The 22,906-nt window shown below is 41.6% G+C and carries 18 protein-coding genes; 8 read left to right on the top strand and 10 right to left on the bottom strand.

Annotated elements, in window-relative coordinates; all coding sequences use genetic code 11:
• Nucleotides 1-18 precede the first annotated feature (18 nt).
• Genes LPH68_RS07635 through LPH68_RS07620 form a run of 4 tightly spaced genes read left to right on the top strand, consistent with a single transcriptional unit; the run spans nt 19 to nt 6,591 of the window.
• Entirely contained in the window at nt 19-1,617 is a 1,599-nt protein-coding gene (locus LPH68_RS07635) for a RagB/SusD family nutrient uptake outer membrane protein (protein WP_008645150.1), read from the top strand.
• Nucleotides 1,618-1,655: 38 nt separating this feature from the next.
• A complete protein-coding gene (locus LPH68_RS07630; RefSeq protein ID WP_015533046.1) occupies nt 1,656-2,804 on the top strand; it encodes a SusE domain-containing protein in 1,149 nt (382 codons plus the stop codon).
• Between the two features lie 23 nt (nt 2,805-2,827).
• The gene (locus tag LPH68_RS07625) at nt 2,828-4,192 is read left to right on the top strand and encodes a DUF5115 domain-containing protein (protein WP_225450259.1); all 1,365 of its coding nucleotides are present in this window, start codon (nt 2,828-2,830) and stop codon (nt 4,190-4,192) included.
• Nucleotides 4,193-4,209: 17 nt separating this feature from the next.
• Nucleotides 4,210-6,591, top strand: coding sequence for an alpha-amylase family glycosyl hydrolase (locus LPH68_RS07620; RefSeq protein WP_230296898.1), 2,382 nt, complete (start codon nt 4,210-4,212; stop codon nt 6,589-6,591).
• 283 nt (nt 6,592-6,874) lie between these two features.
• Here the strand turns inward: LPH68_RS07620 and LPH68_RS07615 are convergent, their stop codons facing one another.
• The 8 genes from LPH68_RS07615 to pta form a co-directional block, all read right to left on the bottom strand.
• Nucleotides 6,875-7,639 (bottom strand): UDP-2,3-diacylglucosamine diphosphatase, encoded by a 765-nt coding sequence (locus LPH68_RS07615; protein WP_004314435.1) that lies wholly within the window; start codon nt 7,637-7,639, stop codon nt 6,875-6,877.
• Nucleotides 7,640-7,691: 52 nt separating this feature from the next.
• Nucleotides 7,692-8,003 (bottom strand): metal-sulfur cluster assembly factor, encoded by a 312-nt coding sequence (locus LPH68_RS07610; protein WP_074909760.1) that lies wholly within the window; start codon nt 8,001-8,003, stop codon nt 7,692-7,694.
• A 180-nt stretch (nt 8,004-8,183) separates the two neighbouring features.
• Nucleotides 8,184-8,879, bottom strand: coding sequence for a DNA repair protein RadC (gene radC, locus LPH68_RS07605; RefSeq protein ID WP_004314429.1), 696 nt, complete (start codon nt 8,877-8,879; stop codon nt 8,184-8,186).
• Between the two features lie 250 nt (nt 8,880-9,129).
• The gene (locus LPH68_RS07600; RefSeq protein WP_151923187.1) at nt 9,130-10,119 is read right to left on the bottom strand and encodes a glycosyltransferase family 2 protein; all 990 of its coding nucleotides are present in this window, start codon (nt 10,117-10,119) and stop codon (nt 9,130-9,132) included.
• 497 nt (nt 10,120-10,616) lie between these two features.
• On the bottom strand, nt 10,617-13,313 hold the full coding sequence (locus tag LPH68_RS07595; protein WP_230296897.1) for a PL29 family lyase N-terminal domain-containing protein: 2,697 nt from the start codon (nt 13,311-13,313) through the stop codon (nt 10,617-10,619).
• Between the two features lie 374 nt (nt 13,314-13,687).
• Nucleotides 13,688-14,623 carry a site-specific integrase gene (locus LPH68_RS07590; RefSeq protein WP_004314426.1) on the bottom strand — a complete coding sequence of 312 codons (936 nt, stop codon included), beginning with the start codon at nt 14,621-14,623 and terminating at the stop codon, nt 13,688-13,690.
• A 204-nt stretch (nt 14,624-14,827) separates the two neighbouring features.
• Nucleotides 14,828-16,027: an acetate kinase gene (locus LPH68_RS07585; protein ID WP_151923115.1), complete on the bottom strand. Its 1,200-nt coding sequence runs from the start codon at nt 16,025-16,027 to the stop codon at nt 14,828-14,830.
• A gap of 40 nt (nt 16,028-16,067) precedes the next feature.
• Nucleotides 16,068-17,087 (bottom strand): phosphate acetyltransferase, encoded by a 1,020-nt coding sequence (gene pta, locus LPH68_RS07580; protein WP_008024419.1) that lies wholly within the window; start codon nt 17,085-17,087, stop codon nt 16,068-16,070.
• Nucleotides 17,088-17,284: 197 nt separating this feature from the next.
• Here pta and LPH68_RS07575 point away from each other — a divergent pair, with 197 nt between their 5' ends.
• Genes LPH68_RS07575 through LPH68_RS07560 form a run of 4 tightly spaced genes read left to right on the top strand, consistent with a single transcriptional unit; the run spans nt 17,285 to nt 20,424 of the window.
• Nucleotides 17,285-17,728, top strand: a complete 444-nt coding sequence (locus LPH68_RS07575; RefSeq protein ID WP_008024417.1) for a CidA/LrgA family protein — start codon at nt 17,285-17,287, stop codon at nt 17,726-17,728.
• A complete protein-coding gene (locus tag LPH68_RS07570) occupies nt 17,725-18,420 on the top strand; it encodes an LrgB family protein (RefSeq protein WP_007755031.1) in 696 nt (231 codons plus the stop codon). Before LPH68_RS07575 ends, LPH68_RS07570 begins: the two co-directional genes overlap by 4 nt.
• Nucleotides 18,421-18,476: 56 nt before the next feature.
• Complete coding sequence (locus tag LPH68_RS07565; RefSeq protein ID WP_004305058.1) at nt 18,477-19,394, top strand: DUF2156 domain-containing protein; 918 nt, start codon at nt 18,477-18,479, stop codon at nt 19,392-19,394.
• A gap of 13 nt (nt 19,395-19,407) precedes the next feature.
• Entirely contained in the window at nt 19,408-20,424 is a 1,017-nt protein-coding gene (locus LPH68_RS07560; RefSeq protein WP_015532276.1) for a GNAT family N-acetyltransferase, read from the top strand.
• 64 nt (nt 20,425-20,488) lie between these two features.
• Here the strand turns inward: LPH68_RS07560 and LPH68_RS07555 are convergent, their stop codons facing one another.
• On the bottom strand, nt 20,489-21,784 hold the full coding sequence (locus tag LPH68_RS07555) for a BNR repeat-containing protein (protein ID WP_195436115.1): 1,296 nt from the start codon (nt 21,782-21,784) through the stop codon (nt 20,489-20,491).
• Nucleotides 21,785-21,798: 14 nt separating this feature from the next.
• A complete protein-coding gene (locus tag LPH68_RS07550; RefSeq protein ID WP_117809409.1) occupies nt 21,799-22,839 on the bottom strand; it encodes a glycoside hydrolase family 43 protein in 1,041 nt (346 codons plus the stop codon).
• Nucleotides 22,840-22,906 lie beyond the last annotated feature (67 nt).

The raw sequence follows: 22,906 nt of genomic DNA, 5'->3' as shown, positions 1-22,906 counted from the left end.
CTACTAAAAATACCAATTATGAAATTCAGATATATAAAATCAATCCTATCGGCTGCCTCACTATTACTGGCAGTCAGCGTGACTTCATGTATCGGTGACCTGGATGCGACTCCTATCGACCCGAATATAGTGATGACATTCGACCAGGCAAGCGTTTTTAACAAGATATATGGAACCCTCGGACTGACAGGTCAGAAAGGCCCCGACGGAAGCGGTGACTTGGACGACATCGACGAAGGTACTTCCTCTTTCTACCGTATGACTTGGTGTGCCAACCAATTGATGACAGATGAAGCGATTGTCAATTCATGGAACGATGCCGGTGTCGCTACTATTGCCGATTGCAGTTGGAGTTCTTCCAATGAAATCGTGACAGGACTCTATTACCGTCTGACATTTGACATCACATTGTGCAACTACTTCCTGGAACAAACGGAAGGACTGACAGATGATGAAACGACACGCCAACGTGCAGAAGTACGTTTTATCCGTGCTTTGAATAACTATTACCTGATGGATATGTTCGGCAATCCGCCTTATTGCGATAAAGTATCGACAGAGAAGCCTCAGCAAATACAACGTGCGGATCTTTTCGCGAAGATTGAAGAAGAGTTGAAAGAAATCGGTGACGACGCTACCGCCACACTGGCACAGCCGCTTCAAACGACTTACGGCCGTGTAGACCGTGTTGCCGCCTGGTTATTGCTGGCACGTATGTATCTCAACGCAGAAGTCTATACCGGCACGCCTCAATGGGGAAAAGCCAAGGAATATGCCCAAAAAGTGATTGGTTCCGGCTATAAACTGGCTCCCGTCTACAAACACCTGTTCATGGCAGATAATGATGGCAGCAATGTCAACAAGGCAAGACAGGAAGTGATACTTCCCATTTTGCAGGATGGTGTGAGAACCAAGAGTTGGGGTGGTTCGCTGTTCTTGATTGCAGGTACGCACAAAAGTGACACAGGCATGAATCCCTGGGGAAGTAAGCAAGGATGGGGCGGCCCGCATTGTCGTCAGGCAATGGTAGCCAAATTCTTCCCAAACGTAAATGATGCTCCTTCCGTATTGGAAGACCAGATGGTAGTGGCAGCAAAAGATGACCGTGCCTTGATGTGCGGAGTGCAGAGAAGTACGTCGACAGGAGACAATATGAGCTTTACGGACGGATTCGCATGTGCCAAATTCTCGAACATCCGTGCAGACAACGGACTGACAAGCGATACGGATAATCCTGATATGGATATACCTCTTCTTCGTATGGCAGAAGCTTATCTGATTGTAGCAGAAGCCAGTATCCGTGCCAACAATGGTGTTTCTACTCAGGAGACCATAGACGCTATGCATGAAATCCGTAAGCGTGCGAACGCCGCCGAATCTGCTTCATATACATTGACGGACATCCGTGACGAATGGGCGCGTGAGTTCTGGTTTGAAGGTCGCCGCCGCATTGACTTGATTCGTTTCGGCGATTTCGGCGGACACACCGACTATAACTGGGATTGGAAAGGTGGAGAAAAACAAGGTACTGAAATAAAAGAGTTCCGCAACATTTATCCTATTCCTGCCAATGATATCAATGCGAATACGAATCTGGAGCAAAACCCGGAATATTAAACCAGACCGAAGTTATACTTTTATAAAAACAGAGTAATATGAAAAAAATAAATATACTGACGTCCATACTAGTAGCGACAGCCCTGCTGACCGCCTGCGAGGATGACAGGGACTCAAATCCTACCATACAGGAACCTACAACTTTTGTATTGAACACCCCTGCCAATGCAACGTACAACGTCTATGACCTAAATCAATCCAAGAATATCGAGTTGACTTGTACGCAACCGGACTACGGCTATCCTGCCGTAGTGACTTACACCGTGCAAGCGGATTTAACAGACAAATGGACTGATGAAACGGAAACGGCAGACGCCTCTTATCTGACACTACCTTCCATATCTACATCAGCCAAAGTGGATGCCAACACACAGGAATTGAATAAGGCAATCGTAAAACTTGCCGGCTGGACATCGGAGAATGATTATGACGGCGAACCGATGAGTGTATTTGTACGTTTGTACGCACATATCGGAGATAAAGGGTATCCTATACATTCCAATTCGATTGAATTGAAAGTTATACCTTATTATATGGATATATCTGATGCCGTTCCTGCCACTTATTATTTACTGGGCGATTTCATCGGTGAAGTTCCCTGGGGAAATCCGACAATGGCAGCAGGTACCGCTTATTTCCCGATGTCACTGGTAAAAGGATATGCGTATGATGCCAATACTGGTAAAGGAGAATTTACCTACACAGGATATATCCCAGCAGATAAAGGATTTAAGGTAGTGGCTACTCCCGGTGCATGGGACGACCAATGGGGAAATGCTGACAGCGAAGGATTCACCAATTTGGTAAATGACAAGAACTCTCAAAATATTAAAGTGAATGCGGCCGGCTGGTACACACTTCATCTCAATACGCTTGAAAATAAACTGACAATGAAAGCTACTACTTTTGAAACTCAACCGACAGAATATGATGCCGTCACATTGATTTATGGTTCGGAATCTGTAAACATGACCAAAGTTACCATGGAGCATTCACATGTATGGTATGCCGACATAACAATCGCGGCAAGCTGCAAAGCCAAATTTACTTCCGGCGACAAGACTTGGGGTGGAGAGGTATTCCCATTCGGCTCATTTGTTGATGGAGCTACCATCAGTTGCAAACCGGGTGATTATACTGTACTGTTCAACGAACTGGACGAGTGCTATTACTTCAAAGCAAAATAGATTAATCTTAAATGCAGATAGATATGAAAAAATTATCAATATATATAACCGTGTTACTGGCTGCCGCACTAACAGCCTGCAACGAAGATTTTAATGAAGGGGTAGCTTCCCCACAGTCTTACGGACAGGAAGAAGCTGCCGGCAAAATAACTTTTACAGCTACAGGTGTAGCCCCGATTAATATTGGAAATGTCGAGGAAGAATCCGTAGCGGTTGCCGTATTTACAGCTCCTGCCGTTGAAGAAGAAGCCACTTTATCCTATAAAATGAAGTTAGATAATAAAGTGACTTTAATTGTAGACGACAAAGGATACGTAGCAACGGAAGATTTGCAGAATGCAGTGGCGCAAATATATGGTATCCGTCCGGTAGAACGTACCATGAATGCAGTATTAACGTCATACGTGGCTGTCGGAAAGACAGTATATGCGGCACCGGCTGAAAGCTATGAGTTGAAAGTTACTCCGGAAGCACCGGTTATTGAAAGCGCTTATTATATTAATGGCTCTCTGACTTGGGAACAGAATGTAGCATTTGTTAATACAAGTGGTGATCCTTATACCAATTCAGTCTTTACAACAACAGTTCCTGCTCTGGTTACAGATAACACCGGTGCAAAAGATGCCTATTTCCTGATTAAATCCAACTCAGGCAAATCACTTGGCGCGGTTGATGCAGACAACGATGCTCCAGAAGGCAATCTCATTTTATCAGAAACAGCAAATCCTATCAAAATATCCGGTGGCGATTATAAATCAGTTAGAATCTCCATCAACATGATGGAAGGCACTTACAAGATTGAGAAAACAATGGATGCACCTCATTTATGGATACCAGGAAATCATCAGGAATGGAAGCCTTCACAAGCACCGACTTTATATAAGCCAGAAGGAAACAATGCTTATTGGGGAATGTCGGAATTGAACGGTGGCTTTAAGTTTACCGCACAGCCCTATTGGCCGGATGGTTCGAATGGCGGACTTGATTATGGATATGACTATTTTACCTCGAAAGAAGGTATGACAAATGATGGTGGAAACTTATCTTTACCACAGGGTATTTATTACATTGTAGTCAATTTGGACGACAAGTATGCCTCTGCAACAGAAATAACATCTATGGATATTATAGGTACAGCCACAGGAGGATGGGAAAACGGCAAAGAATTAACTTATGATGCAACAGAAAAATGCTGGACTGCAAAGACTGAAATGACTGTGGGTGAATTTAAACTCCGCGTCAATTCCAGTTGGGATTCCGGTGTTAGTTTCGGGGGAACATTAGATACACCCAGTCCTTTTACTGGAGATAATATTTCAATGGACGCAACCGGTAACTATACCATCAAATTCTATCTGAACGGTAGACTAGTCCTCATTAAAGAATAATAAATGGAAAATACATTATGAAAAAAGATATAAAACATATATTCTGGATGCTGCTCTGTCTATTCACGATAGTAGCATGTTCCGACGAAAACCATGAGATGTTAATCACCGGTCCGGAAATCCCCGAACTGGATCACGAGCCGTCTATCGAAGAATTGGTAGAAGGAATCAATAATTACCCCACTAAATTCAAGGGCGACAAGCAAGGTAAAATCTGGTATAAAGCAGCAGCCGGTGACGACTTGTACGGCTATGAAGGTGATGTATATGTTCACATCGGTATCAATGACTGGATGTATGTTCCTACGGAATGGGGTGTAAATGAAGATAAATACAAGGCAGAGAAAGTGGCGGATAATATTTGGTGCTTTACACTTGCCCCGACAGTACGCGAATGGTTTGGCGCGGAAAATGCAGCAAACATTCAAAATGTCTGCATCCTCTTCCGCAATGATGAAGCGTTGACTGACGAAAAGAAAACCAGCGACTTTTTTATCACAGTAACAGGAGACAAGACTTTCACACCGGCTCCGGTAGAGATAGCTGCCTGCCCAGTAGAAGAAGCGGGTATCCATCCATCGGCTGACGGAACGTCTGTGACTTTCGCACTATACGATTTGGATACGGATAACAATTACAAGGATTATGCTTGTCTCATTGGCGACTTCAATGATTGGGAACTTAGTACTGAATATCAGATGAAGCGTGATAACGACAAACACTTCTGGTGGTACACCGTTACAGGCATCGACCCCGCCAAAGAGTATGGTTTCCAATATTACATGGGTAGTGAAAAAGACGGCAATGTTCGTATTGGCGACCCCTATTGTGAAAAAGTGCTGGATGGCTCGAACGATAAATATCTTGTAGAACAAGGAGTTTATCCGGCTAGTGCCATACAGTATCCGAATGGAAAGACGACAGGCATTGTCTCCGTATTCCAAACAAAACCGGCATCCTACAATTGGCAAGTATCCGATTTCAAGATTGATAATCCTGACAATATGGTAATCTATGAGTTACTGTTCCGTGACTTCACACAAACGGGTTCCGAACTTGCTACAGGTACAATCAAAGAGGCTACTAAACATTTGGACTACATCAAGAGTCTGGGAGTGAATGCAATTGAACTGATGCCTATACAAGAATTCGACGGGAATAATAGCTGGGGATACAATCCATGTTATTATTTTGCAATGGACAAAGCATATGGAACGAAAGAGGAATATAAGCAATTCATTGATGAATGTCATAAACAAGGCATTGCAGTATTACTGAATGTAGTCTACAACCATGCTACTGGCAGTCATCCATTTGCTAAACTTTATTGGAATTCGAAAGAAAGCAAGACAGCCAAGAATAATCCGTGGTTCAATGTCGATGCTCCGCATCCATTCAGCGTATTCCATGACTTCAATCACGAATCGCCGCTTGTACGTGAATTTGTAAAACGTAACTTGAAGTTCTTGTTGGAAGAGTATAAGTTTGACGGTTTCCGTTTCGACTTAACCAAAGGATTTACTCAAAACAAGAGCAATGAATCAACGGCAAGCAACAAAGATGACTCCCGTGTTGTTATCTTGAAAGATTACTATAAAACAGTGAATACGACCAATCCTAATGCAGTGATGATTCTCGAACACTTCTGCAATTTGGATGAAGAGTCAGAATTGGCTAAAGCAGGGATGAAACTATGGCATAATATGAATGAAAGCTATTGCCAATCCGGAATGGGAGAATCAAGCAATTCTGATTTTTCATACATGCGAAATAGCGGAATGCCTGCCGAAGGATGGGTTAATTTCATGGAAAGCCATGATGAAGAAAGAGTTGCATACAAGCAAACTGCTTTTGGCAATCTTCAAAATGCAGGTCTTGATATCCGCATGAAACAACTGGGAACAAATGCAGCCTTCTTCCTGACCGTTCCAGGACCGAAAATGATTTGGCAGTTTGGCGAACTAGGATATGATTATTCCATAATGTATAAGTACGATGGAACAATGGGAACTGAAAAGAATACTGATGCCAAGCCTGTGAAATGGGATTATCTTACTGACCAATATCGGAAAGGATTATACGACACTTATAGCACTTTGCTGAAATTACGCAATGATAATCCGGACTTATTCAGCGACAACGCATTCAAAGACTGGAAAGTAAGTGTTTCCGATTGGGATAAAGGTCGTTATCTAAGATTGGAATCCACTACAAAGAAACTGGTTGTAGTAGGCAATTTCAAGAATGAACAGATTAATACAGGTGTGTACTTTGGTAACACGGGAGATTGGTATGAATTGAATGGTGAAACATTGAATGTGACTAACAGTTCTGAACAGCCTGTTGTTATACCTGCTAATAGCTTCAAGTTATACACCAACTTTCCAGTAAACAATTGATTGAACGGTTGTAATCAGAGTTATCATAGAAAACAACCCATAATAATGTAATAAATCCCTGTTCCACAATGTTGGAGCAGGGATTTATTGCTTTAATTATTTCTTATCGGTAGAGATTTTTCTCTTCAAGCATGAGCTCTTTTTCAATCCTTTTAAGCGAGCTAGTTGTTTCATGCCTTGAAACTGTTTGTTTCTCACCGAGAAACGAAGTGTTTCACACCGAGAAACCATTCGTTTCACACCGGGAAACTTTTTGTTTCAAACCGGGATGAAACTATCCGCCTCAAACCTGCGTCTCTCCTTCTATATATTCTTCAAGAAAAAGGTTCTCGCCGTCGAATACGGCATAAGAAAAGAAATTAATCCAGTCTCCAAGTATCAGCACACGTGAAGTGACACTTAGCATCAAATCAAGTTCAATGTGGCGATGTCCGTAAATAAAGAAGTTTATATTGGGATGACTTTTCAAATACTCTTTTGTATATAGTACCAGATGCTCCTGATTTTCCCCCATATAATCCGGTTCCTTTCCGTCAGTCCGTTTCTGCCTGCTGCGTTTCGCCCATGATAAACCAAGTTCCACGCTCCATCGGGGATGAATAGCGGAAAACAATGTTTGTAATGTTTTGCTGTGAAACATGGAACGAAGCAGTTTGAACTTCTTGTCCGGGTCGCCCAGCCCGTCACCATGAGCAAGATAGAACTCTTTTCCGTATATTTCGGTAGTCAGCGGTTCACGGTGCATAATGACACCACATTCTTTGGTGAGATAATCCCCACACCATATATCATGGTTGCCAATAAAGAAATGCACTTCCACTCCCATATCCGTCAGTTCGGAGATTTTTCCCAAGAAACGGGTATATCCTTTGGGGACGACCAGCCGGAATTCATACCAGAAATCAAACATATCTCCCAACAGATAAACAGCAGAAGCCTTGTGCTTTATACTATCAAGGAAGTTCACCAAACGCCGTTCCTGCGTGCGTCCATGCTCAATAGCACGGGACCCAAGATGCGCATCGGAAAGGAAATAAACGTTCTTCATGAGTTTTGAGTTGTTAGTTATAAGAGATTGATTATGAGGTTATCACTCGTAACTAGAGAAAACCGAGTTCGAGTTTCGCTTCCTCACTCATCATATCTTTGTCCCATTCCGGTTCAAACACCAGATTAATGGTAGCCGCAGTCACACCCTCCACCGATTCCACTTTCTGACGAATATCTTCCATGATAAAATCAGCAGCCGGACAGTTGGGGGCTGTCAATGTCATATCAAGTACCACTTCTCCATTATCGGAGACATCTATCTTATAAATCAGTCCAAGATCGTATACATTCACCGGAATTTCCGGATCGTACACCGTTTTTAGCATGGCTACAATCTTTTCTTCTATTTCAATCTTTTCCATACGTCTTCTCATTTTGTTATGTATCGCAAAGATAGAGATAAAAAATGAAACATAAAAAATTAGGTACGGAATGAGCATCGTGTACCTAAAGAATATTACATCTATTCTCTATCTTCACTAATATGAAAAACGTACCCAGATGGTAAATTGTTGCAAAAGGGAATAAAGATGTAGAGAAAATTAAAGCAATCCTTCATCCGCAAAGCTAAAGAACCCGTCTTCACAAACGACGACATGATCTATCAGGTGGATATTCATTGTATCTGCCGCTTTACGAATATGTTCTGTCAGTGTTTTGTCAGGCTGACTAGGACGGATATTCCCTGAAGGATGATTATGGACCACAGCTATTTGGGTGGCTCTTTGCAGCAATGCTTCCCGAAGGATGGTGCGTACATCGGTGTATGTTCCATCTATTCCACCGGTACTGATACGCACCTTATCAATCAGTTTCGTTGCCTGATTCAATAAAAGAACCCAGAATTCTTCTTGTTCGAGGTCGCACATCAAAGGTTGAAAGATATCATAAATATCTTTTGAACAGGTGATTTGAGGCCTTTCTTTTGTGTTTTGCAGTTTCCGACGCTTTCCAAGTTCCAATGCAGCCATCACTGTAATACTCTTCGCCGGTCCCATACCTTTAAAACGGGAATAATCGCAGACTTCCCATTTTGCCAGAGAATTGAGATTGTTATCACAAGACAGGAGCAGGCGCCGCATCAGTTCAACAGCGCTTTCTTCCGTATTTCCGGAGCCGATTAATATAGCGAGTAGTTCGGCATCACTCAATGCCGCTGCTCCCTTTTCCATCATTTTTTCCCGTGGGCGGTCCTCCAGTGCCCATTGGTTGATGGATAGTTTGTGTTTACTTTCCATTTGCTATGTTTTGAAGGTGTAAAGGTAGGCTTATTTAATTTAATGATAGAGGCAATGGGAAAAAAATTGGTTGCAGACTTCTTCTTTTTTCTATGCAGAGACAAGTTGTACGACACCCGGGTCTCAGCATACCTGACACCCGGGTGTTGAGTAGCATGAGACCCGGGTGTCAGACGTATTGAGACCCGGGTGTCATGCAACATTCCTTTTAAGTAAAAATAGGAATGGTAGTAAACAAATTAAAAGTAGGTTACTTATAAAAATTCTTTTGGAAAGCCTCAAACTCATCTTTCCCTCTGACACAACGCTGCCACCATGCACGCCAAAAGCCTGTACCATAGCCGATAAGTTGTATAAATGCAGCGGCTATGGAATAAATGCCAATAGCCAGACTCTTATTCTGAATAGTAGAATCCATGCATACCAGCAATGCATAAAGAATGATCGGCGTAAAACTGAAAAGACAGAATGGGGTTCCTAATAATAAGAGTGCCACTCCCAGCGTAAATACAGCAGGAAGTAAATGCACCAGTTTCAGAGAGTCCGGGTATTTCTTATAAAGATTAATACGGGCAATGCCGGAGTTATGCACTTGCTTGAAGAACTTCTTCAAATCAGTACGGCGTTTGTGATACACCCAGGCATCCGGAAAAAGCCGGCAAGTATAGCCGTTCTTAAAGATACGGATACTAAAGTCAATATCCTCTCCAAAACGCATCTTTGAGAATCCGCCTAAAGCCTCATACACTGCCCGGCGAACTCCCATATTAAAACTGCGGGGATAGAATTTGTCCATCTTCTTTTTCCCGCCACGGATCCCTCCGGTCGTAAAGAAAGAAGTCATGGAATAGTTTATCGCCTTTTGGATATCCGTGAAAGAATCGTGCGCACGGTCGGGACCGCCGAAAGCATCGACAGGAGAAGCGAGAAGTTCTTTCTCTACCGCATCGAAGTATCCTTCGGGAAGAATGACATCAGAATCTAATATAATAAGGTATTCTCCTTCGCTACGTTCTGCCCCGTAATTACGGGTTTGTCCCGGACCGGAGTTAGGTTTAGAGAAGTATTTTATATTCAACCGATCTGCATACCGTTCTACTACTTCTTTACAAGGAATGGAGGAACCATCTTCTACAACAACGACTTCGAAATCTTTAAAGTGTTGCATGGTAAGACTTTGCAATAATTCATCCACTTCATCGGGACGATTATAAACGGGGATTATGACGGAGTAACGCATAGTAAATTCGTTTTAAGAATGAATTTGAGATGCAAATTAAGACAAAAAAGGGGAAACTACTCGCAAATCTCCAGAAAAACAAAAGAACTAACTATATTTCCTATCTACTTTTTATCAAGATTCCCTCAAAAAGTTTTCTATTCTCCGTTAGAATCATTATAAAAAGAGATTGAGTTTCTCCAACTATATTAGTTTTGATAAATCTTACAGAATAAAAAAGGGCGTTCCTGGGAAATAAGGGAAAATTGGAACGCCCTTCGAAATAAAGGTTTATTATTAGACTGGTCTTTCACAAGTGCAGTCTTTACCTTTTTTCATCTAATAAATTAAGGATGTCAAAAATCCTTAGTGGGAAATAACATATTCATCTTTTCACAAAGATGAATAATTCGACAAATAATATCCGATACCACCATATCGGACAATTATATTATCAATAAAAGGGTAACTCTACACAAAGGAAAAGAGTTACCCTTTCTTTCTTATTTAAAATAGGACTATTTCAAAGAAGCTTTCACAGTGATCTTATTAATAGTTTCTGTACCCCAGTTATGATTTACAGTTACTTTCACATAGATGTCCAATGACTGAACAATCGCTGTATTGTTACATGTAATCACACCTGTTGACGGATTAATAGTATAGGTACCCTCATTTACAGTAGCACTATATCCATCAATTGCATAAGTAATGGCGCCAGCAGCATCAATGCCATAAGCTGCAGCCCAAGGAGCTTTTGCTACTCCATTTTCAATAACTACATTCTTCTTGGTTACATTGATATCTTTGTCAGACATCTTGATTTCTGCTTTCGTTCCTACATTGATAGTCTTATTCTGATCACCATCTATATTCCAATCAATAGAAGACTTGTAAGACAAGACATCAAGCGGAGAACGCAATACAGGTTCACAATAAGTCACTTCTTTTCCATTTATATCAAGAATAGTAGCTTCAATATCAGTTCCTTGTATTTTAGCTCCGATCTTGATAGCACCTAAAGTCTTCACATCTACATCCGGAGTTACAGTAATAACATTACCAGCAATGCTTATCTGACTATAAACAGCTTTAACAGCATCAGACTGTTTTACTTGCGGAGCCAGATAATATTCAATAACTTCACTAGAAGTACTGTTATCTGTATTATATGCAGCATAAAGAACTGTCAAATCAGCCGTCATACTGAATGACTTATCAGCTTCAGTCCATGCACCGGTAATAGTTGTCTTACCATTCACAACAAATGCACTATTTTGCTTGATGATTACTTTACGTTCGCACTTAACAAGATCCTTCAATTTCAAAGTATACTGTTTGTTAGAACCGTTAACACGATGAGTTGTTGTGGATTTACGCCATGCATATTCTTCAGAATTTGTAATTTCATATTTTGAGTTTCCACCACCTGGCCATGTTTCGAATGAATACAATTGCTGATCTCCATTGATAACAGTTCCGGCAGGGAATATCAATTTAAGATTATCCAAATCTGTGCTTGTACCCGGTGTGAATTCAATATATGCATCAACCTTGTTAGCATAAGTTTTACCATCTTCATTAGTCAAGTAATACAAACCATATTTAACAGGAGTTACGTTTTCATTGTCAGACATATAGTCACGTCCACCCAGTGAATTCAAGAATGCACGCACATTCAAGTCAATAGTTTGTTCACTTGTGCTATACTGCAATTTAGCTAACTTATCAGCTGCAGCTGCATCTTTCGTTTCTACATCAATATCAACCAATGCCGGAGCCACTTGCTGCTCGCGAACAGCTTTCACTGCAAAGTCATAAGAAATGATTTCCGTACCTTTTTCATTCTTATAAGTTGCTGTCACATAGCATAATTCATTGATAGCCGAAGCTTGCTCACTAGATTTAGCTGTAATAACACCGTCTTTAATTTCAAAGATACCTTTTGCCTTATCAGCTGTTTGTTTGAATTCAACAGTGATACCACTAAATCCTAAATCAGCCATTGAAATGAAATCCTCTTCCACATCATGTCCCAATGCTACAGAATCATTCAAATTATAAGATTTGTTATAAACAAATGTATATTCAACATAAGATGAAAAATCGGATTCGGTAGTTGCATCAGCCAAAACATCAGTAGGAACTTCAACTGCATCTTTTGTATGCACAAAACTCAAATCAGCCGGAGTCCATTTTTCAGCTTTGAAGTTGAAATAATCAGAGGCTGTTGTATAACCGTTAATTGTTACATCCAGAGAAGAAGCGTAAGGTTTATCAACTTCAATGTTTTCGGAAATCATATTTACACTCAAGATACCTTGTCGGTTATCCACCCATTTTGCACTACCTTCTACATATTTCAGTGCAGGAACAAGTGCTCTGGTTTTATATGTATCGGTAAATGCAAATACAGCTTTACCTAGATCCAGTGTAGTAGGCCATACTTTGAAAGTAGCTACAGAAGCACTGGTTGCCAATAATTCCGCATCAGGATCATTGGACGACATCAACCCGATTGATTTTACAAAATCATCTTTATCATTAGCAGCTTGTCTTCTGTAAATAATGCTTTGCAAACCATTATAGGCAGAACCTTCTGCCAACATTTTATATTCTTTACCGTCAAGAGTGATGACGTACAAACCATCTACCTCATTTATAACAATAGAAGGAACTTTAGTATCAGTTTTCAAGCTTGTTACCACATCACCGATAACGATATACCCATCTTTATTAATAGACACGTTAGCTGATGCATCCTGACCTGGTTCGCCAGGCTTACCAGGTTCACCTTGTTCTCCCTTCTTCCCAGTAGCATTAACCTTATTTCCATCTGCATCTAAAACATACTCATAGGTTTTGCCATCATCAGTACTTACCTGCCAATAGTTGTCACTTGATACTTTAAATTTAGGAATGACCGTTTCACCATTTAGTCCCGGCTGTCCGTTCTCTCCATCTTTACCATTGGTGATAATCAATTTAGAACCGTCAGAAAGAGACAACTCATAACCATTTGCTACAGGAGTATAACTGACAATAAATTTACCGGCTTTCATTGCAGCATCCACCTCTTCAATTTTACTCTTATTGGCGTCGACCTGCTGTTGCAAACCATCTATATCATCATCGTAGTCTTTGCATCCTACGTAGCTGATAGTAGAAAGCGCCAGCGCCCCGAAGAGCATCACTTTTACAAACTTTTTCTTCATAACTACTTAAAAATTACATTAATAATATATTATTAAACACTAAGTTTCAATAATAGCATACCCGTTACTTTGTAGGTAACGGAGAAACCTTTGTGCCTGCTCTTCGGGAGTAGTCAATACTGAAAAATGATACGATAAGCAATGAAACTTTTTTACCCCTGCTTCTGAAAGGCAGTAGAGGGAAGGAGATCTTTTGCAAAAATTTAGAAGTTAACAAAGCCCTAATACAAAGAATCCGCGTGTTTTATTTGGTTAATTCCTATTTTGAGTAGTTTATTAGAAAAAATGTATGATTTCGTTTGGTTGTTTTAAGAAATATGCTCATATTTGCACCGATATTCATTCCCGTTACCTACAAAGTAACAGACTTATATTCAGCAAATTGCATTTCGAACTGAATATCGGATAAAATCAATAACCCGCTTGTTTGCTTCATCTATTTTCTTATTCTGAAAAGGTTTCAGATAAGTCTCCGTCACTGTAATGGACGAATGCCCCATCGCTTCGGAAATAATGCCCGGATGAATTTCACAATAATACGCTGTTGTGGCCCATGTATGGCGAGCGGTGTATGAACTCAATTTATCCCCCAGTCCCAACAATTCACCCAACAACATTAATTGCCGATTAAATGTGCGCAATGCTAACTGATACTCTCGATATGCTTCTTTTGTTCCTTCACGACTTTTCAACAATGAGAAAAGGTATGGAGAAGAAGGGTCACAATTCATGTACTTCTTCACCAAAAGCATTGCCTCCGGAGTCAATGTCACCGACAATGTACGCCCCGTCTTACGCCTACGATAAGTAATCACATTATCATGCAAATCACTCTTACGCAAATATGCGAGATCGACAAAAGGTAAACCACGAAGTAAAAACATCAGAGTAAATAGCTCTTGTGTACATCGCAAAGCCGGAGTTGCAACCGATGAATGTAATTTTGCAAATACCTTTTTTATGTCTTCCTCACATAAAGCTCGCTTACGGTCAGCGCGAGTACCGGTATAAACCGAATGGAACAAATTCGGCACATAAGGTGCTTTTCGAAGATCGACCGCACGATTATAGACTGCACGAAATGTGCGCAAATAAGTTGAAACTGTATTCCAACTACAACCACGGCTACGAAGATGTATCTCGAAGCCTTTCAACCATCCCGGAGTTACTTTATCAAAAGTGAAATCTCCTTTCCCACAATAAACAATAATGGCATTGAGACTGCTACGATATACGTGAGCCGTCCCAAAGTTTCCCCCCATTTGTAGCCCATTAGCCACTTGCCTCATAAATGCTACTACTTTTAACATGTTACTATTACTTAATTTAATTACACAATAAACATACAGGTATTTTTAAGAACAAGCAAACCTGTAAGTTACAAATAACAATAATAATAACAATGTTGTTTCTTGGAAGTAAATGAAAGGAGCGATGAGGTAAAACTAAGACAAAAAAAGACGGGGATGTCCCAATCTTGGCACATCCCCGTACAATATAAATCAATTCTGTTATTATTTCTTCAGAATATCCATTGTATCGGATGCAATCAACAGTTCTTCATCCGTCGGAATCACTACTACTTTCACTTTAGAAGCAGGAGTAGAAATAATTGCTTCCTCACCACGAACTTTAGCATTCACATCGTTGTCAAGCTCAATACCCATGAATTCCATATCCTTACAAACTTCACAGCGACATTCCATCTGATTCTCACCTACACCACCAGTAAACAGGATGATGTCTACACCGCCCAATGCAGCAGCATAAGCTCCGATATATTTTTTGATACGGTAATAGTACATCTTCTCTGCAAGGATAGCTTTCTCATTGCCAGCTGCACAAGCAGCCAAAAGTTCGCGCATATCGCTTGATACACCTGAAATACCGAGCACACCGCTCTTCTTGTTCAGCAGATTGGAAACACCCGTAGTATTCAAGCCTTCTTTTTCCATGATAAATGTTACTGCACCGGCATCAATATCACCGCTGCGAGTACCCATCATCAAGCCTTCCAATGGAGTCAAGCCCATAGTAGTATCCATACATTTACCATCTTTGATAGCAGCGATAGAACCGCCGTTACCAATGTGGCAAGTGATAATTTTCTGTCCTACCGGATTCACACCCAGGAATTCGCATACACGTTTGGACACGTAACGATGAGAAGTTCCGTGGAAGCCATAACGACGCACACCATACTTTTCATACAGTTCGTGAGGGATAGCATACATGTAAGCATAATCCGGCATAGTCTGATGGAAAGCCGTATCGAATACACCTACCTGCGGAATATTAGGAAGAATAGCAGAAACTGCATTCACACCTTTCAGGTTAGCAGGATTGTGAAGCGGAGCCAGATCATTGCAAGCTGCAAAAGCCTCCAACACTTCTTTGTTCAGCAATACAGATTCGCTGAAACGTTCGCCTCCGTGCACCATACGGTGACCTACCGCATTAATCTCATCCAAAGATTTGATAGCACCATATTCAGGATGAATCAATGTATTCAGGATAAACTCTACTCCTACTGTATGTTCAGGAATATCTTTTTCCAATACTTTCTTTTCGCCGTTCGGCAAAGTCAGTTTCAAGAAAGATCCCTTCAGACCGATTTTTTCGATACCACCTTGTGCAATCACTTCTTTGCTGGTCATATCGAACAATTTATATTTAATAGATGAACTTCCGCAGTTCAATACCAGAATTTTCATGTCGTTGTCGATTTAATACTTACTACTTTATACCTAATACTTATTTATTCGCCTTTGCTGCAATAGCCTGATTAGCCGTGATAGCAATCATGCGATATACATCTTCGATAGAACAACCACGAGACAAGTCGTTTACCGGACAAGCGATACCCTGAAGGATCGGGCCGACAGCGTCAGCATGTCCCAGACGTTGGACTAACTTATAAGAGATATTACCAACTTCCAGACTCGGAACAATCAATACGTTTGCTTCGCCAGCCACAGGAGAACCCGGAGCCTTGCTTGCACCGACTTCCGGAACAAGAGCAGCATCAGCCTGCATTTCACCATCCAGATCAAGCGTAGGAGCCATCTCCTTTGCAATCTTAGTAGCTTCTACCACTTTATCAACTACTTCGTGTTTTGCAGAACCCTTGGTAGAGAAGCTCAACAGAGCCACTTTCGGATTTTCAATACCGGCAACGGCTTTCGCAGTTTGAGCAGTACAAATAGCAATCTGTGCCAGCTGATTAGCATCCGGAACCGGAGTTACGGCAACGTCACCCATGACCAAAATGCCATTCTTTCCGTATTCAGGAGCATGAGTCAGGAGCAACATAGCACCGGATACGCAAGTGATTCCCGGAGCAGTCTTGATAATCTGCAAAGCAGGACGCAATACATTACCAGTAGTGTTGCGGGCACCAGCCAACTGACCGTCAGCATCACCGCTCTTAATCATTAAACAACCATAGAACAAAGGATCGCTCGTCAATTTGCGGGCTTCTTCGATAGTCATCCCCTTCTTTTTACGAAGTTCACACAACAACTGCGCATATTCTTCGTGTTTCGGAGAAGTTTCAGGATCAATGATAGTAGCTTTACCGATGTTTCCCAATCCCCATTTTGTAGCAAGTTCATTAATTTCTGCCGGTTTACCCAGTAAAATTAGATCGGCTACTTCGTCTGTCAAAATCATATTGGCAGCTTTCAATGTGCGTTCTTCAGTTCCTTCCGGAAGAACAATACGTTGGCGATTTGCTTTCGCACGCGCCACGATTTGGTTGATTAAATTGAGCATAGATATATTGAATATTATTATAAAACGTCCTTACAATTTGTAATTTGCGGTGCAAAAGTACTCAATTTTGCAATATCCACATTACAATTTCGGCTATTTTTCTCTCCCAAGTCTAAAATATTATAATATTTAACACTGTACTCCTATTTTTCATACCTTTGCAGTGTTTTCAAACAAAATCAATAGGTTATTAGTATATGATACGTCAGTGCGCCATTTTATTTGGCTGTTTGGCTTTGGGTGAATTAATAGTTTATCTTACGGGTATCAAGCTCCCCTCCAGCATCATCGGTATGCTGCTGCTCACCCTCTTTTTAAAATTAGGTTGGATTAAACTACACTGGGTACAGGGATTGTCCGACTTTCTGGTTGCCAACTTAGGATTCTTTTTCGTTCCGCCCGGTGTGGCTCTTATGCTATACTTTGATGTTATTGCGGCAGAGTTCTGGCCGATAGTAACAGCGACCATTGTCAGCACCGCGCTTGTACTTGTCGTTACGGGATGGGTACATCAAATCGTCCGCAAGTTCAGGCTGGCACGTCAGATTAAGCTGGCGCGCAAACTTCATCTGACGGATTTCCATCTGTCGGAGAAACTGCACCTTAAAGATAAAATCAACTTAACGAATAAAGACAAATGAGCTTCTTAGAGAATAATTTCTTCCTGCTGGCTATCACCTTCGGGATTTTCTTCTTTGCCAAATTGCTTCAGAAGAAAACAGGACTGGTATTATTAAATCCTATATTGCTGACCATCGCCCTATTAATCATCTTCCTTAAAATGACAAATATCTCATACGAGACCTATAATAAAGGAGGACATCTGATCGAGTTCTGGCTCCGCCCGGCTGTTGTTGCTTTAGGCGTACCTTTATATCTTCAATTGGAGATGATAAAAAAGCAGTTATTGCCTATCCTTCTGTCTCAACTGGCAGGCTGCATTGTCGGAGTTATTTCAGTAGTGCTGATTGCGAAATTCATGGGAGCTTCCCAAGAAGTAATCCTGTCTTTGGCTCCCAAATCGGTTACGACTCCGATTGCGATGGAAGTAACCAAAGCCATTGGCGGTATTCCGTCACTGACGGCGGCAGTTGTTGTGGCAGTTGGTTTATTAGGAGCAATCTGTGGTTTTAAGACCATGAAAATCATGCATGTAGGCAGTCCGATCGCTCAAGGGCTTTCGATGGGGACAGCCGCTCATGCTGTCGGAACTTCCACCGCAATGGATATCAGCAGTAAATATGGAGCATACGCCAGTCTGGGACTGACACTGAATGGAATCTTCACTGCACTACTCACACCTACGATCCTTCGATTATTAGGTGTCTTGTAAAAACAAAATCTCTTGATTTTCCGTTATATAAAGAGTTAAACGCAAAAAGCAATTTTATGATTCCATTTAAAGATATCACATTAGCAGACAAAGACACAATCACCTCATTCACGATGAAAAGTGATCGCCGCAATTGCGATCTTTCATTCTCCAATCTTTGCAGCTGGAGGTTCTTATATGACACTCAATTCGCAGTGGTCGACAACTTTCTGGTATTCAAGTTCTGGGCGGGAGAACAACTTGCTTATATGATGCCCGTAGGCACAGGAGATTTGAAAGCAGTATTGTGGGAACTGATAGAAGATGCCCGCAAAGAGAACCAGCATTTCTGTATGCTGGGAGTGTGCAGCAATATGCGCGCTGATCTCGAAGCTATCCTTCCGGAACAGTTCACTTTCACAGAAGACCGCGACTATGCGGATTATATTTATTTGAGAAGTGATCTATCTACGCTGAAAGGGAAGAAATTCCAGGCGAAAAGAAATCATATCAACCGGTTCCGCAACACTTATCCGGATTACGAATACACACCGATTACCCCGGACCGTATTCAGGAATGTCTGGATCTGGAAGCAGAGTGGTGTAAAGTGAATAACTGTGACCAACAGGAGGGGACAGGCAACGAACGTCGCGCCCTGATTTATGCTCTCCACAACTTCGAGGCACTCGGACTGACGGGAGGTATCTTGCATGTGAACGGTAAAATTGTCGCATTCACATTCGGTATGCCTATCAATCATGAAACATTCGGCGTACATGTAGAAAAAGCGGATACCAGTATTGAAGGTGCGTATGCCATGATTAATTATGAATTTGCCAACCGGATTCCCGAACAATATATCTATATCAACCGGGAAGAGGATTTAGGTATTGAGGGTTTGCGCAAAGCCAAACTGTCTTACCAGCCGGCGACGATTCTGGAAAAATATATGGCTTGCCTCAAAGAGCATCCCATGAATATGGTTAAATGGTAAATCCATTATAAATATGATGTTAAAGGAGCAAGTAAAAGCATTGTGGAAAATCTGTTTTGACGATAGTGAAGAATTCGTTGAAATGTACTTCAGACTGCGTTATAAAACAGAGGTGAATGTCGCCATCCAAAGTGGCGATGAGGTAATCTCTGCGCTTCAGCTGCTTCCTTATCCGATGACTTTCGGCGGAGAAACAGTGCAGACTTCCTATATTTCAGGAGCCTGTACGCATCCCGATTTCCGAAGCAAAGGGGTTATGCGAGAGCTCTTATCACAGTCTTTCGCCCGGATGCTGCGGAATGGAGTATATTTCAGTACATTGATACCGGCAGAGCCCTGGTTGTTCGACTATTATGCCCGCATGGGATATGCTTCCGTATTCAAGTATTCAACTAAAGAGATCGTTTTGCCGGAGTTTATTCCTGCTAAAGAGATAGCGGTCAGTGTGGTATCAGAGTTTCAGGAGGAGATCTATTCTTATTTGAATAAGAAGCTTTCCGAACGGGCTTGCTGTATTCAGCACACGCTGGAAGACTTTCAGGTTATTATGACTGATCTTGCCATCAGCGGAGGATACTTATTTGTAGCCAGACAAGAAAACGAAATCAAGGGGGTGACTATTATATATAAAGGAGACAAACATATCATTATCAATGAGCTTTGCGCTGAAGATAAAGATGTGGAATATAGCCTATTGTATGCTATCAGGCAACACACCGGATATAAGTGCATGGTTCAACTCTTACCTCCCGAAGATCAACAGCCTCAACATCCGTTGGGCATGGCACGTATCATCAATGCCAAAGAAGTGCTGCAAATCTATGCCGCGGCTTTCCCCGAAGATGAAATGCAGTTGGAATTATCGGATAAACAACTGTCGGTAAATAACGGTTATTATTATCTGTGTAAAGGGAAATGCATGTATAGTACCGAGCGACTGCCCGGTACACATATACAGATGAATATTAGTGAACTAACCGATAGAATACTCCAGCCGTTAAAGCCATATATGAGCTTGATGATGAATTAAGACACGAATTACACCACTTAGGAAGAGTACGAAAAGATGAGTTGCAGATAGTTTCTTCATATCTTTACTTATTTATATTCATATCTGTTTCTAATACATATACCATTTGAGGATCAATTTCTGCCGTGCGTTCACCATCTCCCTGACGGGTGTGTTGCACAAAGAGATGAAGCTTCCGCTGTTTCTTCCAGAGTTCCGTATCATGAGACGGTTCCCAGGCATCTACGGAAAAGTCGGTCAAATCCGTTATCGTCCATTTGCTAATGCCGACATCGGACGCATGCGCCATTGAGACACGGCTTCCCCGTTCTTCGTCGCGGAAAATATAAAAGACTTCTCCACCCTCTACCACAATACGCGGACGGGCAATAGGTATCATTTTCGTACCGCCACCCTTCAAGGTAAAAGGTGTTTTGCGATCTGTGATCTGCCGTTGATGCCATACTTTCCCATCGTTCCAGACGATACGGTATTGGGGCACGTTACTGTCGGGATCCCGCCAATAAGTGGCTATATATGGATTTCCTTCTGCATCGGCACTCATACTTGTTTGATTAATCAACTCACAGTTTTGAGGCAAACGACAGGCATACTCTGCATTAGACAATTTGATAGGAAGTTCATATTGCTCTCCACTTGATTTATACCAAGTCACTCCATTATCAAACGAACGGGCATAACATATATCATGGTTTGTTTCCACATGCCAGCTTTCGCGCCACACCCACGAAAGATGGATGGTTCCTTTCTCATCGACATACATTTGCCAATAAGCATTCCGTTTATTTTCTCCATCAATCAGTATATCCTGCACACGAGTCCATTTATGTTCTTTCAGCGAATAACGGTTCATCACCAAGTTACCACGACCGGAAGAACCGGAACGATAAACAAACAGTAAATCTCCTCCGGATAAAGAATAAAACTCCGGATAGGTTACATTTCCTTCATCAATTCCGGTCATCGGTATTTTATCTCCCAGTTTCAGAGAACCGGGAGCAATGCTCCGGCAATAATTCAGTTTATGTCCATGATGATCGAAAGACACGTGTATGTAACCTTCTCCATCCACCATCATACTGATTACATTATGAGCATCCTTTACATTTCCCTGATATTGGGTACGGTGTAAAGTCCATTGTTTCGAATCCAGTTTCCGCTTTCCAAGTATCAGATAGCCGTCGTTATCGTAATAACTGATATATTGTTCCTCACCGTGCGTCACCAGCGAGTTATTCCGAAAGACCGTCGTATTGACCGAAGTACAGCTATATCCCTTTCCTACTTCCACCAAACGCTGGGAACAGACAAGAGTAGGAACAAGTATTATTCCGCAAAGTAGTAGTAATATCCGTTTCATGCTTATCTTCTTTTTTATTTGTCAAAGATGGAAAGAGTCCATTTTTCATGCCAGGGAATTGTTATCTTTCCGTCTTTTACAAGTACAGGCAGCCATACATAGCGGGAGTCTTCCAAGTCTTTCTTTTTCCAGCGGTCGAACATAGCGATGTATGCGTCCTTCTTTCCGATAACAGGCTGAACGTAAGTACTCTGCGCGTAAAACGTTTTATCCGCATCCGGTCCCGTACAAGGATTACCGATCGTTTTCCACGTTCCCATAATAGAATCGGCCACTGCTATTTCGGCCACATTCGGATCCCAGCCTGTGCAACCGGAGCTTAACATATAGTATTTACCATTATATTTAAACACAGCCGGAGCTTCACGAGACTCTTTGACGAAATTACGAGTAAACCGTCCGCTGGGTTTCAGATAATCATCAGTCAAAAGACTAATATACATGGTTTCATTATTTTCCGAAGAATAGAACTGATAAGCACGTCCGTCATCATCCACAAAGACTGTCTGATCGCGGCTCATCGCATTGTTCGGACGGAAACTTCCCTGATAGACGAACGGCCCGACAGGAGAATCGGCAACCGCCACTCCGGCACAAGCCTTACTGTAATCGGCACTTTCCACATGTGCCCACATTACAAACTTACCGGTCTTCTTATTAAAGATGACTTTCGGACGTTCCAACACTTTGGACGGATGCAGGTCATGATTCGGATCGTCTTTGACTGCCGGAAGCACAATTCCTTCAAATTTCCAATTCAGCAAGTCTTTAGAAGAGTAACAACCTACTCCGGTCACGTCTGTACGATAACACTCCCACGTAGCCCAGTCCGGCAAAATCGTTTTTCCTTTCTTGTATTCACCATACCAATAGTAAGTACCATTGTGATAAAGAAGTCCGCCACCATGGGCATTGATCGGATTTCCATCCATATCATTCCACACTTGTCCGGGGATAAACGCCGTGTTCTTCTGTGCCTGCATTGATACAGGCAATAACAACGCGCAAACGACTCCTGATAATATACACTTGATTATTCTGCAATGTCTATTCATATTCATGATATTAAATAAGATTTCTTGTTTACAAAGATAGATGATACATTAAATATAAAGGTACACT

It is taken from the genome of Bacteroides sp. 1_1_30, assembly GCF_020982715.1.
In the GTDB taxonomy this organism is placed as follows: domain Bacteria; phylum Bacteroidota; class Bacteroidia; order Bacteroidales; family Bacteroidaceae; genus Bacteroides; species Bacteroides xylanisolvens.
The sequence above is the reverse complement of the archived record's forward strand: the minus strand, read 5'-3'. Positions and strand labels throughout refer to the sequence as shown.

Bases quoted from the DNA above. Each gene is read 5' to 3' on its own strand.
- LPH68_RS07550 (WP_117809409.1), bottom strand. From the start codon at position 22,839: ATGAATAGACATTGCAGAATAATCAAGTGTATATTATCAGGAGTCGTT.
- LPH68_RS07585 (WP_151923115.1), bottom strand. From the start codon at position 16,027: ATGAAAATTCTGGTATTGAACTGCGGAAGTTCATCTATTAAATATAAA.
- LPH68_RS07595 (WP_230296897.1), bottom strand. From the start codon at position 13,313: ATGAAGAAAAAGTTTGTAAAAGTGATGCTCTTCGGGGCGCTGGCGCTT.
- radC (WP_004314429.1), bottom strand. From the start codon at position 8,879: ATGGAAAGTAAACACAAACTATCCATCAACCAATGGGCACTGGAGGAC.
- LPH68_RS07565 (WP_004305058.1), top strand. From the start codon at position 18,477: ATGATTCCATTTAAAGATATCACATTAGCAGACAAAGACACAATCACC.
- LPH68_RS07635 (WP_008645150.1), top strand. From the start codon at position 19: ATGAAATTCAGATATATAAAATCAATCCTATCGGCTGCCTCACTATTA.
- pta (WP_008024419.1), bottom strand. From the start codon at position 17,087: ATGCTCAATTTAATCAACCAAATCGTGGCGCGTGCGAAAGCAAATCGC.
- LPH68_RS07570 (WP_007755031.1), top strand. From the start codon at position 17,725: ATGAGCTTCTTAGAGAATAATTTCTTCCTGCTGGCTATCACCTTCGGG.
- LPH68_RS07555 (WP_195436115.1), bottom strand. From the start codon at position 21,784: ATGAAACGGATATTACTACTACTTTGCGGAATAATACTTGTTCCTACT.
- LPH68_RS07610 (WP_074909760.1), bottom strand. From the start codon at position 8,003: ATGGAAAAGATTGAAATAGAAGAAAAGATTGTAGCCATGCTAAAAACG.
- LPH68_RS07620 (WP_230296898.1), top strand. From the start codon at position 4,210: ATGAAAAAAGATATAAAACATATATTCTGGATGCTGCTCTGTCTATTC.
- LPH68_RS07630 (WP_015533046.1), top strand. From the start codon at position 1,656: ATGAAAAAAATAAATATACTGACGTCCATACTAGTAGCGACAGCCCTG.
- LPH68_RS07625 (WP_225450259.1), top strand. From the start codon at position 2,828: ATGAAAAAATTATCAATATATATAACCGTGTTACTGGCTGCCGCACTA.
- LPH68_RS07560 (WP_015532276.1), top strand. From the start codon at position 19,408: ATGATGTTAAAGGAGCAAGTAAAAGCATTGTGGAAAATCTGTTTTGAC.
- LPH68_RS07600 (WP_151923187.1), bottom strand. From the start codon at position 10,119: ATGCGTTACTCCGTCATAATCCCCGTTTATAATCGTCCCGATGAAGTG.
- LPH68_RS07575 (WP_008024417.1), top strand. From the start codon at position 17,285: ATGATACGTCAGTGCGCCATTTTATTTGGCTGTTTGGCTTTGGGTGAA.
- LPH68_RS07615 (WP_004314435.1), bottom strand. From the start codon at position 7,639: ATGAAGAACGTTTATTTCCTTTCCGATGCGCATCTTGGGTCCCGTGCT.
- LPH68_RS07590 (WP_004314426.1), bottom strand. From the start codon at position 14,623: ATGTTAAAAGTAGTAGCATTTATGAGGCAAGTGGCTAATGGGCTACAA.